The organism is Bacillus cereus group sp. N12 (assembly GCF_016483575.1).
In the GTDB taxonomy this organism is placed as follows: Bacteria; Bacillota; Bacilli; order Bacillales; family Bacillaceae_G; genus Bacillus_A; species Bacillus_A toyonensis.
In genome coordinates this window covers 78,246-95,271 of the sequence record NZ_JAEHBO010000012.1, presented here as the reverse complement: position 1 = coordinate 95,271, position 17,026 = coordinate 78,246, and the positions used below count along the sequence as shown (strand labels likewise).

The following is a 17,026-nucleotide window of genomic DNA, read 5'->3' as shown; positions in this document are numbered from 1 at the left end:
AGGTTTCTTTTTTTCTTTCCACGGTTGCGCTCCATACGTTGTGAGTTTTTTATGGATGAAGTATATGGTTCCCGGAAGAACCGCCATTAATATCGTGCAACTAATTCCTAATCCAGTAAACAACTTTCATCACCTTATTTCACTCTCTTCGGTAAAGCTGAACCTGAATGCTCAATTATCGGATGAACATGAACAGTAATTTCAGCATCACTAAAATAATTCTGACCTTGATCCCAATTCTTACTTATTTTTTTCCACTCTTTATAATTATGTCTCTTATACACTTCTCCTAATTCTAATACATCTACCTTATATTTTTTTTGAACAAGCTTAATCGATTTTTGGATGCGTTTCTCCATTTCCTCCGAAATATCCTTCTCTAAACGCTTTTCATTCAAAACCTTTTTATGATCACTAAAGTGCAACTCCGCCAATGTGCCTTCCAGCGATATGTGAATATCAAACTTTGGTTTTGTAGCATTCATTGTGGATACTTTAATTTTCCGACGCAGCTTATGAATTTCATATGTAATAAGTTGGTCCTTTTTACGAATGGTAAAAAAACCTCCAATTTTTTTACCTATTATATAATTCATTCCTAATGTTTCTTCCCCACCCAAAATACCTACACACTTATTATCCTTCCCGCGAAACAACGCTGCCCCGTTCATTTGTACCCCTTGTTTTGTTAGTTCGAGAATAGGTAATACAAAACTCCGATTGGAAATCATCTTTTCCTGTACTTCACCAATTCTTGCAGCCTCAATCATTTGGGCATTTTTCGGAGGGTGTTCAGCTAACATATCGATATACTGCGCTGGCAAATTTTCAGGCTTGGCACTCTGCTTTAAAATAGCTTCTGCATTTTTCTTAGAAACGAACAAACGAATATTCCTTCTCATTTCATGATCGCGAATATATACATCTAACGTATTTTGCAAAACATATGGATTCGCTAGTAAATCTTTAGAAAAAATAATCACTTGTATATGCGGAAAGAATAATGAACGACTAATTTTTTTGGCGATAATTCGGATTTGCTCAAAGACACTATCTGCTTTCGCACTAACATTAATATAATTTTCTCCATCTCCATCACCTTGTCCACCTTGTTGCGACAATTTACTGGGCAGTACCATCTGATACGTCCCTTTCATAATTGGATTTGCTTTCTTTGCCTTTACAATATCGTAAGCTGCACCTACTACAAATCCTCTTTCTTCTATTTCTTCTAACTCAGAGCACCCACTTATAGATCCAGCTAAAACCATAACCATTATTATTTTAAGAAGGTGTTTCATTTTTACCATTCCTTCTTTTTATTTTATATACAATAAAAACTAACAAAGGCGCTAACACGACAAACCCCATATCTATCCAAGCTAAATAAGTCCCATAACTTGACAATTCCTTCAAATTACTAGGTATCATATTCACCATAAAAATAATCGGGGCACTTACAAAAATGAAAATATGTTTCTTCACTTTCGGAAACATAGCACAAAATAATAAAGATGCGACGTCATAATACATTGCTGTCGTGTTATAAATAGTAATAATCCAAGTAGTAAAAAAAATTGCATCAAATCTTTCTAAAAACCCTCCACCAATTTCAATTTCTTTTCCTAGTTCAATTGTTGGATATGTCAATCCACGTGTTGTCATATATGTAAAAACACTAATACAAGTTACATAAATTAAAATGTATGACAATACGTTCACCATCACCGCTTTTGCAACTGCCATTGGCGCTTTTTTCGCTGCCTTATCGTTCAACAACACAGCATAAAACAGAGCTACCTCAAATCCGATGAATGTAAAAATAGAATTTTTAACTCCTACAGCATATTGACTGACATTCGTTTGAAAAGCCGGTAGTAAATTATCTATTTCCATTAAGTTCACATTCAATAAAGAAAGAAGCACTATCGCAATTAAAACAATTGGCAAGAATAGAACATTTAACCTTAATAAAGCCGCTCTCGATCCAGCTACTCCATAAATAACAACTAATAAGAAGAAGAAAGACAATAGCTGTATTGGTGTATCACTAAATAAATATGTTTGTGAAATAACCGCAATCATTCGCGATTCATATGCTGTCAAAGCTGCAAATGTTAATACTAAGATGCTACTAATTGTGTATGCAACAGGTTTCGTCAAATGCGCACTCGTATATTGAACAAAGTTTTGTTTTGGGAATAAAATAGCTACCCTCGTTACAAACCAACCTAAAACCGCACATATCAATCCACCCAAAAGTAAAATAATCCAACCGTCCGAAAATAAAGTTTGATCAGCAATATCTCTCGGCATAGACAATGCCCCTATACCAATAATGGTTGACGATACCGCAAACCCAATTTCCCGAGATCCAATCTCTTCATCGCCATACTCAAATGGTTTCAATTATTTTCGCTCCTTTGGACGTATTGTAGAATCTTTTGTTTGTAAATATTCCGGTCTCTCTTTCAACATCGATTTTGGCATACGAATAAGTTCTTCTTTCCAATCTTTATAAAATGCAGGAGCAATAGGCGTTGTATAAGGAATACCAACACTCTTTAAATTCGTAATATGAATCGCAAGTGAAATAAGAGCTAAAATGATTCCGTACAATCCAAAAGCAGTTGCTGCTAATACAAAAACAAAAAGTAAAATGCGAAACGTAATTGTAATGCTATATACAGGCAGTGAAAATGTAGCAATTGCAGTAACTGCAATAATAATAACTAAGAACGGGTTTACAATTCCTGCATTCACCGCCGCTTCCCCAATTACAAGACCGCCTACAATCCCAATTGTTTGTCCCATCGGTTTTGGCAATCTAATTCCCGCTTCTCGTATTAACTCCATCGTTAATGCCATCATTAATGTTTCAATATATGCCGGAAATGGTACCCCTTCTCTGGCTCCCGCAATAGAATAAGCTAGTTTAGATGGGATAAGCCCTTGATGATATGATACAAGTGCTACATACATAGCTGGTAGCAAAACTGCCATTATACCAGAAACCATCCGTAAAACTCTCAATAACGTTCCAATCACCCAGCGCTCATAATGATCTTCGACAGATTGAAAAATATCAACAAATACAAGTGGAGCTATAAGAGCAAACGGTGATCCGTCCACCAAAATAGCTGCCTTTCCTTTCGCTAATGAAGCCACAATATTATCAGGTCTTTCCGTATTTAAAAACTGCGGAAAGGGTGACAAATTATTATCTTGAATTAATTGCTCAATCGTTCCCGTCTCAAAAATGACATCTGTCACTATGGATTGAAGACGCCGATCTAGTTCTTTTACAATATACGGATTAATAATATCTTCTATATATACTAAGGTTACTTCTTTCTGCGATCGTTTCCCCATAATATAAGATTGAAACCGTAACTTCGGATCACGTAAACCACGGCGAATTAACATTTTATTTACATTAATATCTTCATTTAACCCAACTCTTGGTCCACGTATTAAATCTTCTGTCACTGGAGGCTCCAGACTTCTTTTCTCCCAAGCTCTACTGTTAACAACAATAGCCGTTTGAATATTATCAATTAATATAACTGTATCTCCCGCTAAAATCGCATTTATAATATCCGGAAATGTTGTTTTCATACCGACTTCTGCGATAGAAATAAAGCGATCCAATAACGTTTGAACAATAGATGCTTCTTTTTTTATTTCTTCATATTGAAGCGTACGAACTACATATTTATAAACATTATCCTTATCTGTTAACCCACATAAAAAAATAACAGCGCAGCGCGTTAAACTACCAGCAAGAGCAACTTCTCTAATTGTTAAATCATTAGGTGAACCTAACTCATCTCTAATTTCCTCCATAACTTCAAACAAGTTACCTTCTAACTCTAACAATTCCCCCACCTAACTTCCTTTTCAACAAGTTTTTAGTTAGATTCCGCTAATAGAAGAAAATATATACAAAAAAGAGCTATCTCTTTTCAAAGATAGCTCTCGTGCACAGGTTATTTTTCTACTATTATATTGTCTGTTTTTATAGATACTCTTTTCGTAATCCCACTCACTACAAACATCACAATCATATTCATTAATAATGCGATTATACCTACGTTTAAATCTTTTATATACTGCGGGAAACTCGGAAACATCGTAGCTATAGTGGAACCAGACAAGGTAATATATGCAACAACTAACAGACCAATCGCCATTCCTGCAATCGCCCCTTGCTTCGTAATAATTTGACGTGGAAACAAACTACATACAAGTGCAGGGAAAAGTTGCGTTACAATACTGTATCCCATTAAAAGGAGAGCTCCTATTGTTTCTCCTCCTTTAAATGTAAATAAAACTGCTATAAACGTTACTACAGGCACAAATAATTTTGCTACTTTAGCCACTTGTCTATCTGAAGCAGATGGGATCATCGTTCGGTAAATATTTTTCGCTAACAATGTAGACGCGGCCATAACAAGCATGGATGCTGGAACTAATGCCGTTAATACCCCAGCACTACCAATAATTCCAATAAACCAAGGATCAAAAGTTTGTAAAGCAAGACGGAATAATGAAAGATCTACATCTGCTCCCTTTAATCCAGGAACTTGCAGGATAGCAGCAAACCCTGCAAAAAATACGAAAAGTAAAACTAAAGAGTACAATGGCATAATTGCCGCATTTTTACGAAATACTTTTTCATTTTTAGCAGAGAAAGCAGAAGCAAATGTATGAGGCCACATATAAAAACCTAGGGCCGTTAATATAATAGTAGAAACAAACCAAGAAATACTCATCCCTTCTTCAGGTAAAGATAAAAATCCTGGTTTCGCAGCTTCTACAGCTTCGAACATCGGCTGAAACCCTCCGTAATAATGATACGGTAAATATATACCTAAAAACATAACAATAAACAGGATCATAATGTCCTTCAAAGCGGCTGTCCAAGCTGATCCATGTATACCTGAAACCATTACATATATAGTTATAACAATAGCACCAATCCATACTGCAACAACGGGTGATACCCTTCCATAAGAAGCTTCTGAAACGATAATCCCCAATCCCTTCAACTGTAAAACAAGATATGGGATGATGGAAACAACACCAACAATTGAAACAATTAATCCAAGCGCTTTACTTCTATATTTCTTCGCAAAAAAATCTGGCTGTGAAACAAGGTTATGTTCTTTCGCATATTTCCAAATTGGCGGTAATAAGAAATACGATAAAATATAAGCTAGTGCGCCATAACCTAAAATATAAAAAGTAGGCGCTCCTTTACTATACGCCCATCCACTTCCTCCTAAAAATGTGAATGTCGTATAAATTTCGCCTGCCATAAGAAGAAATACGAAAATCGTTCCAAATCCTCTTCCTCCAACTGACCATTGCTCTAAATTCATATCTTTTCCACGCTGCGCCCGAATACCTAAAAATAGCGCTAGAAATAAGAATAAAATAATGATAAATAATGCTGTCATTCCATATCCCCCTTATTAGCAGGATCGAATACGTACACAATCCCCATACAAAGAGAGGTAATAAGCACCGATAATAATACCCAAAATAATAAAAATGGCATCCCTAGTACGTAAGGAGTGACCGAATTTGCAAATACTGGTCCAACTACTAAACAAAGAACGGGAATAAGTGCTAGCACGTGTATTTTCTTCATCTCATTCTCCTTTATTTATGAAATTCATAATGGATGATACAAACACTTCCACGCCAATCGGCAGTGCATCTTCGTCAATCGTAAAACGAGGATGGTGATGAGGATATATAATTCCCTTCTCTTTATTTCCTGCTCCGATAAAAAAGAACGTCCCTGGTGCCTTTTGTAAAAATGCTGAAAAATCTTCTCCAGCCATCGTTGGTTGTAAACGAACAACCCTGTCTCGTCCATAAAGTTGCAATGCCGTGCGTTCAATAAGCTCTGTAACTTCATAATTATTTACAACTGGTCGGTATCCATATTCATAAGAAAATGTATATTTCGCTCCGTAAGATTCTGTAATATACTTTACAATCCGTTCAATCTTCCCCTCTGTTTCTTCTCTCAACTCATGTCTTAAACTCCGCACTGTTCCTTCAATTTCCGCTTGTTCTGGAATCACATTATGGGTTGTTCCGGCATGAAATTGCGTAACAGATACTACGAGAGAATCTAACGGATTCGTGAGGCGAGATACAATTTGCTGAAGTTGTGAAACAACTTGTGTACCGATTGCAATACTATCAATAGTTTCATGAGGGATTCCAGCATGCCCACCCTTGCCCTCAATCGTAATTTTAAAAACATCCGGCGCAGCCATTGCCGCACCATAAATTACACCTATTTTACCAACCTCTAACGACGCCCACAGGTGAGCACCAATAATATAATCCACACCTTCCATTACCCCTGCTGCAACCATTTCCTCTGCGCCACCAGGAAAATTTTCTTCTGCATGTTGGAATAGAAAACGAATCTCCCCTTTAACCTTCTCTCTTTCCTCTACTAACTTATGTACCACACCAAGTAATATCGCCATATGTCCATCATGACCACATGCATGCATCACACCTTGATATGTCGAAATAAAATCAAAATCATTTTCTTCATGAATAGGAAGAGCATCCATATCAGCCCGGACCGCAATTGTTTTACCGGGCTGTTTACCTACTAACTTTGCCATCACACTATATTGAGTCGGTCGTGACACTTCTAAATATGGGATTTTTTGAAGTATGTCGAACACAAACTGCGATGTTTTCTCTTCTTGAAAAGATAACTCTGGATACTTATGAAAATGCCTTCTCCACTCAACCAACTGATTTTTTGACAAAACAAGTTCCTTTGCAACATCCATTTCTCTTCTCTCCTTCTTCACCAAGTTAAATGTTATTATAACGCGAATTATTAACTTTTAAAAGAATATTCCGAATTTTCCGTGTTATAGACTTAAAAATAAAAAGCCATCTAAAAGATGACTTTTTCCTTATTACAAAATAGTAATTGCTTGTTTTCCCATTTGCTCCCAAGCTTTCTCAAATTCCGCTCGTGGAACAGCCAAACGTGGATTGTTTTTAAGAGGATCATTTACATATACAAAGTTTTGATCATATCCAATTACTACTGCACTATGCTCATAATATGTAATTTTCACTTCACCTGAACTCGTATTCCATGTTTCAAAACTACTTTCAGCTAGTGGCTTAAACGTTGTATTAATAATGACCCATACTGGAGATCCAGAACTAATTACTTTATATATATCTTGCATGTCTCTACCTGTTAAATTAATTACTTTTTCAGGAACATATTTTTCTGCTAAATTAAAGATTGGTTGATTATATACACCATATCCAGGTTCAGCCTTCGTATAAATGTTTCCAACGAATCCCTCATAAGGATTTCCACGCAAACCATTTTGTTCAAATGGAACACGATGGATTTCGCTAGCAAGCTGCAGCTTATCTACTTGTACACCTTTATATTGCAGTAACATAGCCAAACTTGTCACTTCACATCCACGAGGTAATTCTGGTAATTGTTTTATAAATGGAACATCTTCAATCATAGCTGATTCTTTCATTTCAGATAGAAAATCTAAGCGTAGCACTTGCGCCTTTTGTATAATTTTATCTTTCCCTATAAAAAACGCGGCCGCAAGTATAATCCCAAAAACAAAAAGATATTTTAACTTTTTCATTATAAACAAAACTCCATTAATTATTATTTTACAGACACAACTCTTATCATTGTACCCTTCTTCTAACTAGTTTGCTAGAAAGATTCTGTGAATTATTATTCACATTTGTATCGTTATAAAATTCTAATTATTTTTAATAAAAAGAAAAAACAATATACTTTTTCGAAACATTTTGCTAAAATCGAAATTATTAACATAGTGAAGATATCACCTTGTTAATAAACATTCTTAGAGTATTTAGTCATAGTTCGTTTTTTACATACTCCATTCATTTCATAACAAATAAATTGAGTATGTGTCACATCCCCCGCTAATGATTAAACACTCAGAATGAAAACCAGTTAATACATACAAGAAAATAACGGGGTGAGGGGCATATGAATCAACAAGTAGAACAAACAAATTTAAAACGTACAATGAAAAGTAGACACTTATTTATGATCGCACTTGGTGGCGTTATTGGAACTGGACTATTTATGGGATCTGGTCAAATCGTCCATAACGCTGGACCTGGTGGTGCAATTCTTGCATTTTTAGTCGGTGGATTTGTTATGTATTTAACGATGTTATGTCTTGGTGAATTATCCGTTGCTATGCCAGAAGCAGGTTCGTTCCAAAGCTATGCAAGCAAATTTATTTCACCTGGTTTTGGATTTGTTGTCGGTTGGATGTATTGGTTAAATTGGGCTGTTACAGTTGGAGTAGAGTTAACAACTGTAAGTATTTTAATGAAACGATGGTTTCCAGACGTTTCTTCGTGGATTTGGTGCGTTACATTTGCAGCAGCACTTTTTCTTGTGAACGCTCTATCAGCAAAGGCATATGCAGAAACAGAATTTTGGTTCGCAAGTGTAAAAGTTGCAACAATTGTTATTTTTGTCGTACTTGGTGGTGCAGTTATGTTTGGTCTACTAGACTTTAACGGAAAACCCGCTCCAATGCTTTACAATTTCACTGAAAATGGCGGTCTATTTCCAAATGGTGCATTAGCTGTTCTTCTTACAATGATTACAGTAAATTACTCCTTCCAAGGAACAGAATTAATCGGAATTGCTTCAGGAGAAAGTGAAAATCCTGAAAAAACAATTCCAAAAGCAATTAAAAACACAATTTGGCGAACTCTATTCTTCTTCGTCCTAGCAATATCAGTTGTTGTAGGGTTACTCCCATGGCAAGAGGCTAATCTAGTCGAAAGTCCATTTGTACTTGTATTTGATGTAGCTGGTGTTCCATATGCAGCAGACATTATGAACTTTGTTATTATTACAGCCGTATTATCCGTAGCTAATTCTGGTTTATACGCAAACTCTCGTATGCTTTGGGCGATGGCAAAACAAGGAATGGCAAGTCCAGCTTTTACGAAGTTAACTAAAAAAGGGGTACCACTGAATGCACTCATTTTCAGTCTTATTTTTGCAAGCCTTTCTTTATTAACAAGCGTGTTTGCGGCAGATACTGTCTTTCTAGTTTTAACATCTATTGCAGCAATGGCCGCCGTTGTCGTTTGGATGTCAATCGCGGCTTCACAGTTTTTCTTCCGTAGAAATTTCGTAAAAAATGGCGGCGACATAAATGACTTAAAATATCGTACACCACTTTATCCAATAGTTCCAATCGTAGCGTTCTCACTCAACTTTATTACATTTGTTAGTTTAGCTTTCATTCCAGATCAGAGAATTGCTCTTTATTGCGGAATTCCATTTATGATTATTTGCTACATTTTATACCAAGTTAAATATAAAAAAGTTGTCACATTTGAACAGAAAAAAAGTATAACTCAGGAAATAAACTAAATATACAAAATATTCAGCTATCTTTCTTATAATAAGATAGCTTTTTTCTATTTATTGGATATCTTGGTATAACTTTATTTATCTTAAAATTTTCACAATCACGTTTTTCTCTGGAAAATAGTTTACAATATAATCAAGTTACAAATGATATTCACCTTAAAAAGTGTGCATTTGTGTCTATTTTTTAACAATATCTCAAAAACTATTGCCTTCTATAAATTAATAGGTTTATATTGTTTTATTGGCATAGTTTCAATCCAAGGAGAAAGGAGATTTTCAATCGTGCAACTAAAGAAAGCATTTTGGAAGTTGGCTTCGCTTCTTCCGTTATCATTACTTCTGTTCCTCGGTGGCTGTGATAAGAAACTCGCAGTATTAAATCCGCAAGGACCTGTTGCAAAAGCACAGTATGATTTAATTGTTTGGTCATTCTTGCTTATGTCATTAATTATCGCAATTGTATTCATCCTGTTTACAGTCATCTTGATTCGTTATCGTGAAAAACCAGAGAATATGGACTACGAGCCACCTGAACAACACGGTAACACATTATTAGAAATTATTTGGACGCTTGTTCCTGTTATTATCGTTATCGCATTATCGATCCCAACAGTAAAAGCAACTTATGCTTCGGAAGAGGTTCCGGAAGAGTCCAAACATATTAAACCAGTTGAAATTTATGTTACATCTGCAAACTGGAAATGGTTATTCAGTTACCCAGAGGAAAAAATTGAAACCGTTAACTATTTAAACATCCCAGCTGGTGTACCAATTCAATTCAAACTGACTTCTGTCGGCCCAATGAATGCTTTCTGGGTACCAGAACTTGGTGGTATGAAGTACACAATGGATGGCATGATTATGGATCTTTATTTACAAGCTGATAAGCCAGGTTCTTACCTAGGCCGTAGCGCGAACTTCTCTGGTGAAGGATTCACTCACATGGAGTTCGAAGTTGAAGCAAAAACAAAAGAAAAGTATGACAAGTGGGTAAAAGAAGTACAACAAACTGCTCCTAAACTAACAGAAGATAAGTACAACGAAATTGTTAAACCTGGTGTAGTTGGTCGTATGACATTCTCTAGTCATCACTTAAGTTATGTAGATCCAAAATCACTTGAATATTGTGATTACAACTACTACAAAAACAAAAAATAATAGCTATTATTCCAACAGATTGGAGTGAACACAGTGAAGCTTGATGAATTCTTTGTCACAGGTGACCCGATTATTTACGGTGCAGACGCTTCTATCGTTCTTGTGACATTAGCAATCATTTTCGTACTAACAAAGTATAAAAAATGGAAGTGGCTTTGGGATGAATGGTTGACAACTGTTGACCATAAAAAAATCGGAGCCATGTATATTATTTCTGCGGTTATCATGTTATTCCGTGGTGGTATGGATGGTTTAATGATCCGTGCACAATTAACATTCCCAGAAACAACTTATTTAAACGCTGAACACTATAACGGAATCTTTACAACACACGGTACAGTTATGATTCTTTTCATGGCGATGCCATTCGTTATGGGATTAATGAACCTTGTAGTACCATTACAAATTGGTGCTCGTGACGTTGCATATCCGTTCTTAAATGCTTTAAGTTTCTGGTTATTCTTTGTCGGAGCAATGTTATTTAACATCGCTTTCGTAATCGGTGGTTCTCCAGACGCTGGGTGGACTTCTTACTTCCCAATGGCAGGTACAGAGTTTACTTCTGGTGTAGGAAATAACTACTACGCAATTGCATTACAGATTTCAGGTCTCGGTACGCTAATGACCGGTATTAACTTCCTTGTTACTATCTTAAAAATGCGTACACCTGGTATGACTTTAATGAGAATGCCAATGTTTACTTGGTCAATCTTAATTACAACAATTATCATTATTTTCGCTTTCCCAGTATTAACAGTTGCTCTTGCATTAATGACATTTGACCGTCTATTCGATGCTCACTTCTTTACGATGGCGAGCGGCGGTATGCCGATGTTATGGGCCAACCTGTTCTGGGTATGGGGTCACCCTGAAGTATATATCGTTATTTTACCGGCATTCGGTATTTTCTCTGAAATCATTAGTACATTCTCACGTAAACGTCTATTCGGTTACAGTGCGATGGTATACTCAATGGTTGCAATTTCTTTACTAAGTTTCGTCGTATGGCTTCACCACTTCTTCACGATGGGTGCAGGTCCAGCGGTTAACTCATTCTTCTCGATTTCGACAATGGCGATTTCGATTCCAACCGGGGTTAAGATCTTTAACTGGTTGTTTACACTGTATAAAGGACGTATTCGTTTTACAGTTCCAATGCTTTGGTCATTGGCATTTATTCCAAACTTCGTAGTCGGTGGGGTTACAGGGGTTATGCTTGGAATGGCGGCAGCTGATTATCAATACCATAACAGCTACTTCCTAATTGCTCACTTCCACTACGTATTAATTGCAGGTACAGTATTCGCTATGCTTGCTGGATTCACATTCTGGTATCCAAAAATGACTGGTCATATGTTAAATGAACGCCTAGGTAAATGGACATTCTGGATCTTTATGAGCGGATTCAACATCTGTTTCTTCCCAATGTACTTCTTAGGTTTAGACGGTATGACTCGTCGTATGTACACTTACTCTGAAAGTCTTGGATGGGGATGGCTAAACCAAATCGCATCTGTTGGTGCGGTAATGATGGGTATCGGCTTCCTACTTCTTTGCTACAACGTAATTTGGAGTGCACGTCACGGTGAACGTGACACAACTGGAGATCCATGGGATGGTCGTACACTTGAATGGGCAACTCAATCTCCTGTACAACATTACAACTTCGCGAAGCTTCCTGAAATTAAAGAAGCTGATGCTTTCTGGTACATGAAAAAACGCGGAGAAACAGTTACACCAGCAGCAGAAGATTTAAAACCAATTCACATGCCAAGTAACTCTGGTGTGCCTATTATTGCGTCTTTATTCTTCGGTCTTGCAGGTTTCGCATTAGTATTTAGCTGGTTCTGGCTTGCAGCAATCGGCGGCGTTGGTATTTTAGCTTGCTTAATCTATCGTTCATTCGATTACGACGATGGTTACTACGTAAGTGTTGATGAAATTAAAGAAACAGAACATATAGCATGAGAGGTGAAATGACATGGCGGCTTTAGATAAAAGCTTACCTTTGGAATATCAATCCGAACAAAGCAGATTGAATATCCTAGGATTCTGGATTTTTCTTGGGGCTGAAATTATGCTGTTCGCAACACTTTTCGCCTCTTATCTAGTCCTTGCTGGTCGTACGGCAGATGGCCCAACTCCAGCACAACTGTTTGAACTTAAAACGCTTTTAATTCAAACATTACTACTTTTAACAAGTAGTTTCACATGTGGTATCGTAATTCACGAAATGCGTAAGCACAACCAAAAAGCAATGCTTGGATGGTTCATCCTTACATTACTTTTAGGTGCAGGCTTCCTATTCTTCGAGATTGAAGAATTCATTTTATACGTTGGTGAAGGCGCAACAATTCAAACAAGTGCTTTCCTATCTGCATTCTTCGTTCTTCTTGGAACGCATGGTGCCCACGTAACAGGCGGTATCATTTGGGCAATTTGTGTTATTATCCAAATTTTAAAACGAGGTTTAACACCAGTTACAGCTCGTAAAGTATTCATTATCAGCTTATACTGGCATTTCCTTGATCTTGTTTGGGTCTTTATTTACACACTAGTTTACTTGAACGGGATGGTGGCGTAAATGGGTCAAAATAACAACCAAGCAAACGGGCATGCGCATAGCGGATTCCCTTGGTCACACGTTTTCGGATTTATTTTATCGCTTGCACTAACGTTTCTAGCGTTATACGTGGCACTTTACACAACATTACCACTTTCAACAGTCTTAACAACTATTATCATAATGGCTGTTGCGCAAGCTTTATTACAATTAATTATGTTCATGCATTTAAAAGAAGGAGAAGGAAGAGTTCAAATTCTTACAATGATATACAGTTTCTTCGTTGCAACTGCAACAGTTGGTTTAACTGTATGGATCTTCTTCTCAATGTAATGTACATGAAAAAGACTGCTGAGATTCCTCAGCAGTCTTTTTTTATTCCCCTCCTCTATTACATCCACATTACAGCATTAACAGCAGAATCATGAAAAATATACTTATTATGACAAATGTTAAGAAAACTCTTTCTTTATGAAATCGAATCCATATGCGTTGATTTTCTACCTATTATATGGCTAAATAGGTACTATATTTATTTGAAGGGAGAGAACGCAATGGAACATCATACTTCTGTTCTATCACTTATGGTTGTAGTTGCAATCGCGTTTTTCGTTCCCCTTTTGTTACAACGCTTTAAATTAAAAGCACTTCCTGTCGTTGTTGCAGAGATCATCGCGGGAATCTTTGTAGGTAAAAGTGGGTTTAATATTATTGAGCCAGATATGTGGCTCCAAGTTTTATCAACACTAGGATTTATCTTCCTCATGTTTTTAAGCGGGTTAGAAATTGACTTTTCTATTTTTAAACAAAAAGGGAAAAAAAGTACGAAAAACGAACCGAACACATTCCAAGCAGCAAGCATTATTTTCTTGTTTATTTTCATCTTATCTTATGCCCTATCATTACTATTCGTATGGCTAGGATTTGTAGATAATGCAATGTTCATGACTTTAATTATTTCAACTATTTCTTTAGGTGTTGTCGTACCAACATTAAAAGAGAATAACTTAGGAAAAACCGCAATCGGACAAATCATTTTATTAGTCGCTGTTATTGCAGACTTAGTTACAATGATTTTACTCGCTGTATTTGTCGGATTAAATTCTGAAAGCGGCCAAAGCATGTGGCTCCTACTCCTTCTATTCGGAGCAGGTATTATCATTTACTTTATTGCAAAACGCTTCAAAAACATCCCATACTTAGATAGCTTAAAAGCTGGTAGTGTACAAATTGATACTCGAGCTGTTTTTGCACTTATCTTAATTTTAGTAGGGTTATCTGAATCTGTTGGTGCAGAAAATATTTTAGGTGCCTTCTTAGCAGGTGTACTCGTATCGTTATTATCACCAAATGAAGATATGGTTGAAAAACTTGATTCCATCGGATACGGTTTCTTTATTCCTATTTTCTTCGTAATGGTTGGTGTAAATCTAGAAGTCTGGTCTATTTTTAAAGAACCTTCTAGTATGCTAATGATCCCAATTTTAATTGTAGGACTCTTTATTTCAAAACTTTTACCATCACTCGTCCTACGTAAATGGTATCCGCGTAATATCGTACTCGGAAGTGCCATCTTATTAACATCAACACTTTCCTTAGTTATTGCGGCGGCACAAATTGGTGAAAAACTAGGAATCATCAGCCCAAGTTTATCCGCTTCTCTTATTTTAAGTGCAGTTATTACTTGCATTTTTGCACCTATATTATTTAAAAAGATGTTCCCAAAAGTGGAAACACCAAAACCGAAAGTATCTATTATTGGCGCGAGCAGAATTACTCTTCCATTATCACTTGATTTAAAACGAGAAGACTATGATGTAACGCTATATATGATGCGCCAAAATAAAATAAATGATGAGGAAGCGAAATCACATGACTTCCCTATCGTGAAATTAGATGATATTACAATTGAATCATTAACTGAACGAACAGCATTTGATGCAGATCGCGTTGTCGTTGCAACAAGCGATGATGAACAAAACTTATTATTAGCAGAACATGCGAAAGAACTAGGTGTTGAACATGTCATTGCAAGTGTAGAAGATCCACTTCTACAAGAAAAAGCAACACAAGAACATATCGCTGTATTCTCGACTATTAACTCTACACGTATTTTATTACGTGCTCTTATCGATAAACCGAGTCTCGTTCGTTTAATTACAACAGCGAACGAAACAGTACGTGAAGTTGAACTACGTAGCAATAAATATAACGGCATCGAGCTTCGCCGCCTTCCATTTTTAGGTGATGTACTTGTCATCCAAATTTACCGAGGTAATAAAGCATTAATACCGCATGGTGATACGAGGTTACAACATGGTGACACACTGCTTGTAACAGGTTCAAAAGAACATATTAATACACTAAAAAACATATTAGAATAGAAAATGCCCCTCACATAATTGAGGGGCATTTTTTTCCATTCTATATGGTAAAATGTTACTATCACATATTATGGGGATGGATCACATTATGTCTATTGTAACTTTAGCTCTATTATTATTAGCGGAAGTACTCGTTGCTATTATTCTCATCGGTGTTAGCATTGAAATTTGTAGTTACGGCTGGAAAAAATCAACTGGCGTCAAATATACTTGTCTCTTGCTTTCGCTCCTTCTCGGAACCGCTAGCATACTCGGACTTTTCGCTGCACCTGCCTATTTCTTTATACAACTAACAGAAAAAGGCTTATAAGGAAGGATGTTAATATAATTACCGTGAAATGTATTGATGCATCTGAAACTTGCGTATTACGTCAAAAATTTTTACACCCGAATCAAACAGTAACAGATTGTAAATACTCTTCCGACTACGAAGCAGATACCTTTCACTTAGGTGCTTTTCTAAGCGATGAACCGATTAGTATCGCTTCCTTCTCAAAAAAATATACCTTGACTTACCAACAGGTATTCATTATCGACTACGTGGAATGGCAACATTACCTAACTTTCGAAACAAACACGCTGGAAGCTCTTTAATTCAAAAAGCGTAACAAGTCTTGAAAGAGCGTAAAGCAAATATTTTATGGTGTAATGGCCGAATTACTGTAACTGACTATTACAAGCGCTTAGGCTTCTAGGAAAATGGTGTAATCTTTGAAATTGAACCGATTGGCCTTCATAAAGTATTGTATATAAAAAGATATAAGAAAAGCTTTCCGCAATACGGGAAAGCTTTTCTTATATTTCAATCTTCACTTTTTATTTTTTTCATATATATGTATACAAACAAACTAGGAACTAAAAAGCAAGCAAACATAATAAGTCCTGTCATACTAATTTCCTTTATCGAAATATCTGGTGTTACAATGATACAAATAGCTAAAATCCCAATAATAATACCTACCGGAATGAATAATAGTTTCATAAAATAGCTGCGTGATACTCCGCCCGTATGCTCATACACTTGCACCGAATTTTTTAAGTTTAAAAAGTTAATACCTATTATCCCACACATAAATACCATTAATAAATCCGAAATACTTTCATATCCTGCACCTTGCAAAACATAGCGATAAAAAACAATACCTAGTATGACGATATTTTGTAAGATGAAAACGAGTCTAATATGTTTTAGCCCCTCAGTCATTAAACGTTCATCTTTCACGATTCTCATCCCCTTCCTCCCAAAATAAATCATTTAATGTTTTATCTACCGCATAACAAATTTTCAAACATAAATCTAAAGACGGGTTGTATTTCCCCTTTTCAATTAAACTAATCGTTTGCCTTGTAACGCCTACTTTTTCTGCTAATTTTTGCTGTGTTAAATCTAACTGAACACGCGCGACTTTTATTTTACTTACAGCCATTCATGTTCCTCCTCTACCTTAATTG

Annotated in this window: 16 protein-coding genes and 1 pseudogene; 8 read left to right on the top strand and 9 right to left on the bottom strand. The window is 36.2% G+C overall.

The genetic code is table 11. From position 1 onward, the window contains the following. Window positions 1-134: 134 nt before the first annotated feature. The 7 genes from JDS92_RS09355 to JDS92_RS09325 all read right to left on the bottom strand — a co-directional run bounded on the left by JDS92_RS09355 (window position 135) and on the right by JDS92_RS09325 (window position 7,676). Window positions 135-1,301, bottom strand: coding sequence for a Ger(x)C family spore germination protein (locus tag JDS92_RS09355; RefSeq protein ID WP_141554649.1), 1,167 nt, complete (start codon window positions 1,299-1,301; stop codon window positions 135-137). Beyond that, window positions 1,285-2,409: a spore germination protein GerLB gene (gene gerLB / locus JDS92_RS09350; protein ID WP_000801987.1), complete on the bottom strand. Its 1,125-nt coding sequence runs from the start codon at window positions 2,407-2,409 to the stop codon at window positions 1,285-1,287. Before gerLB ends, JDS92_RS09355 begins: the two co-directional genes overlap by 17 nt. Continuing rightward, entirely contained in the window at window positions 2,410-3,888 is a 1,479-nt protein-coding gene (gerLA, locus tag JDS92_RS09345) for a spore germination protein GerLA (protein ID WP_002042673.1), read from the bottom strand. A gap of 101 nt (window positions 3,889-3,989) precedes the next feature. Then, on the bottom strand, window positions 3,990-5,462 hold the full coding sequence (locus JDS92_RS09340; protein WP_000125691.1) for a sodium:solute symporter family protein: 1,473 nt from the start codon (window positions 5,460-5,462) through the stop codon (window positions 3,990-3,992). Then, window positions 5,459-5,656 carry a DUF3311 domain-containing protein gene (locus tag JDS92_RS09335; RefSeq protein ID WP_000719865.1) on the bottom strand — a complete coding sequence of 66 codons (198 nt, stop codon included), beginning with the start codon at window positions 5,654-5,656 and terminating at the stop codon, window positions 5,459-5,461. Before JDS92_RS09335 ends, JDS92_RS09340 begins: the two co-directional genes overlap by 4 nt. 1 nt (window position 5,657) lies before the next feature. Further along, window positions 5,658-6,833, bottom strand: a complete 1,176-nt coding sequence (locus JDS92_RS09330; RefSeq protein ID WP_173781592.1) for an amidohydrolase — start codon at window positions 6,831-6,833, stop codon at window positions 5,658-5,660. Between the two features lie 132 nt (window positions 6,834-6,965). Continuing rightward, entirely contained in the window at window positions 6,966-7,676 is a 711-nt protein-coding gene (locus JDS92_RS09325) for a C39 family peptidase (RefSeq protein ID WP_199631857.1), read from the bottom strand. A 377-nt stretch (window positions 7,677-8,053) separates the two neighbouring features. Here JDS92_RS09325 and JDS92_RS09320 point away from each other — a divergent pair, with 377 nt between their 5' ends. From JDS92_RS09320 to JDS92_RS09285, 8 genes and pseudogenes are all read left to right on the top strand, one after another. Then, the gene (locus JDS92_RS09320; RefSeq protein WP_199631856.1) at window positions 8,054-9,469 is read left to right on the top strand and encodes an amino acid permease; all 1,416 of its coding nucleotides are present in this window, start codon (window positions 8,054-8,056) and stop codon (window positions 9,467-9,469) included. Between the two features lie 282 nt (window positions 9,470-9,751). Beyond that, window positions 9,752-10,627: a cytochrome aa3 quinol oxidase subunit II gene (locus JDS92_RS09315; protein WP_001176160.1), complete on the top strand. Its 876-nt coding sequence runs from the start codon at window positions 9,752-9,754 to the stop codon at window positions 10,625-10,627. Between the two features lie 33 nt (window positions 10,628-10,660). Beyond that, a complete protein-coding gene (qoxB, locus tag JDS92_RS09310) occupies window positions 10,661-12,595 on the top strand; it encodes a cytochrome aa3 quinol oxidase subunit I (RefSeq protein ID WP_000762376.1) in 1,935 nt (644 codons plus the stop codon). Window positions 12,596-12,608: 13 nt separating this feature from the next. After that, window positions 12,609-13,211: a cytochrome aa3 quinol oxidase subunit III gene (gene qoxC, locus JDS92_RS09305; RefSeq protein WP_000729311.1), complete on the top strand. Its 603-nt coding sequence runs from the start codon at window positions 12,609-12,611 to the stop codon at window positions 13,209-13,211. After that, window positions 13,212-13,523, top strand: coding sequence for a cytochrome aa3 quinol oxidase subunit IV (qoxD, locus tag JDS92_RS09300; protein ID WP_000531386.1), 312 nt, complete (start codon window positions 13,212-13,214; stop codon window positions 13,521-13,523). A 221-nt stretch (window positions 13,524-13,744) separates the two neighbouring features. Next, window positions 13,745-15,574 carry a monovalent cation:proton antiporter family protein gene (locus JDS92_RS09295; RefSeq protein WP_000399997.1) on the top strand — a complete coding sequence of 610 codons (1,830 nt, stop codon included), beginning with the start codon at window positions 13,745-13,747 and terminating at the stop codon, window positions 15,572-15,574. A 52-nt stretch (window positions 15,575-15,626) separates the two neighbouring features. Next, on the top strand, window positions 15,627-15,884 hold the full coding sequence (locus tag JDS92_RS09290; protein WP_000926990.1) for a DUF4022 family protein: 258 nt from the start codon (window positions 15,627-15,629) through the stop codon (window positions 15,882-15,884). A 14-nt stretch (window positions 15,885-15,898) separates the two neighbouring features. Further along, a pseudogene (locus tag JDS92_RS09285) lies at window positions 15,899-16,269 on the top strand (GNAT family N-acetyltransferase). A 107-nt stretch (window positions 16,270-16,376) separates the two neighbouring features. On the opposite strand, the gene JDS92_RS09280 reads toward JDS92_RS09285, so the two are convergent. Continuing rightward, window positions 16,377-16,805, bottom strand: coding sequence for a hypothetical protein (locus tag JDS92_RS09280; protein WP_199631855.1), 429 nt, complete (start codon window positions 16,803-16,805; stop codon window positions 16,377-16,379). Next, window positions 16,786-17,001 (bottom strand): helix-turn-helix transcriptional regulator, encoded by a 216-nt coding sequence (locus JDS92_RS09275; RefSeq protein WP_199631854.1) that lies wholly within the window; start codon window positions 16,999-17,001, stop codon window positions 16,786-16,788. The genes JDS92_RS09280 and JDS92_RS09275 overlap by 20 nt, the downstream gene beginning before the upstream one ends. Window positions 17,002-17,026 lie beyond the last annotated feature (25 nt).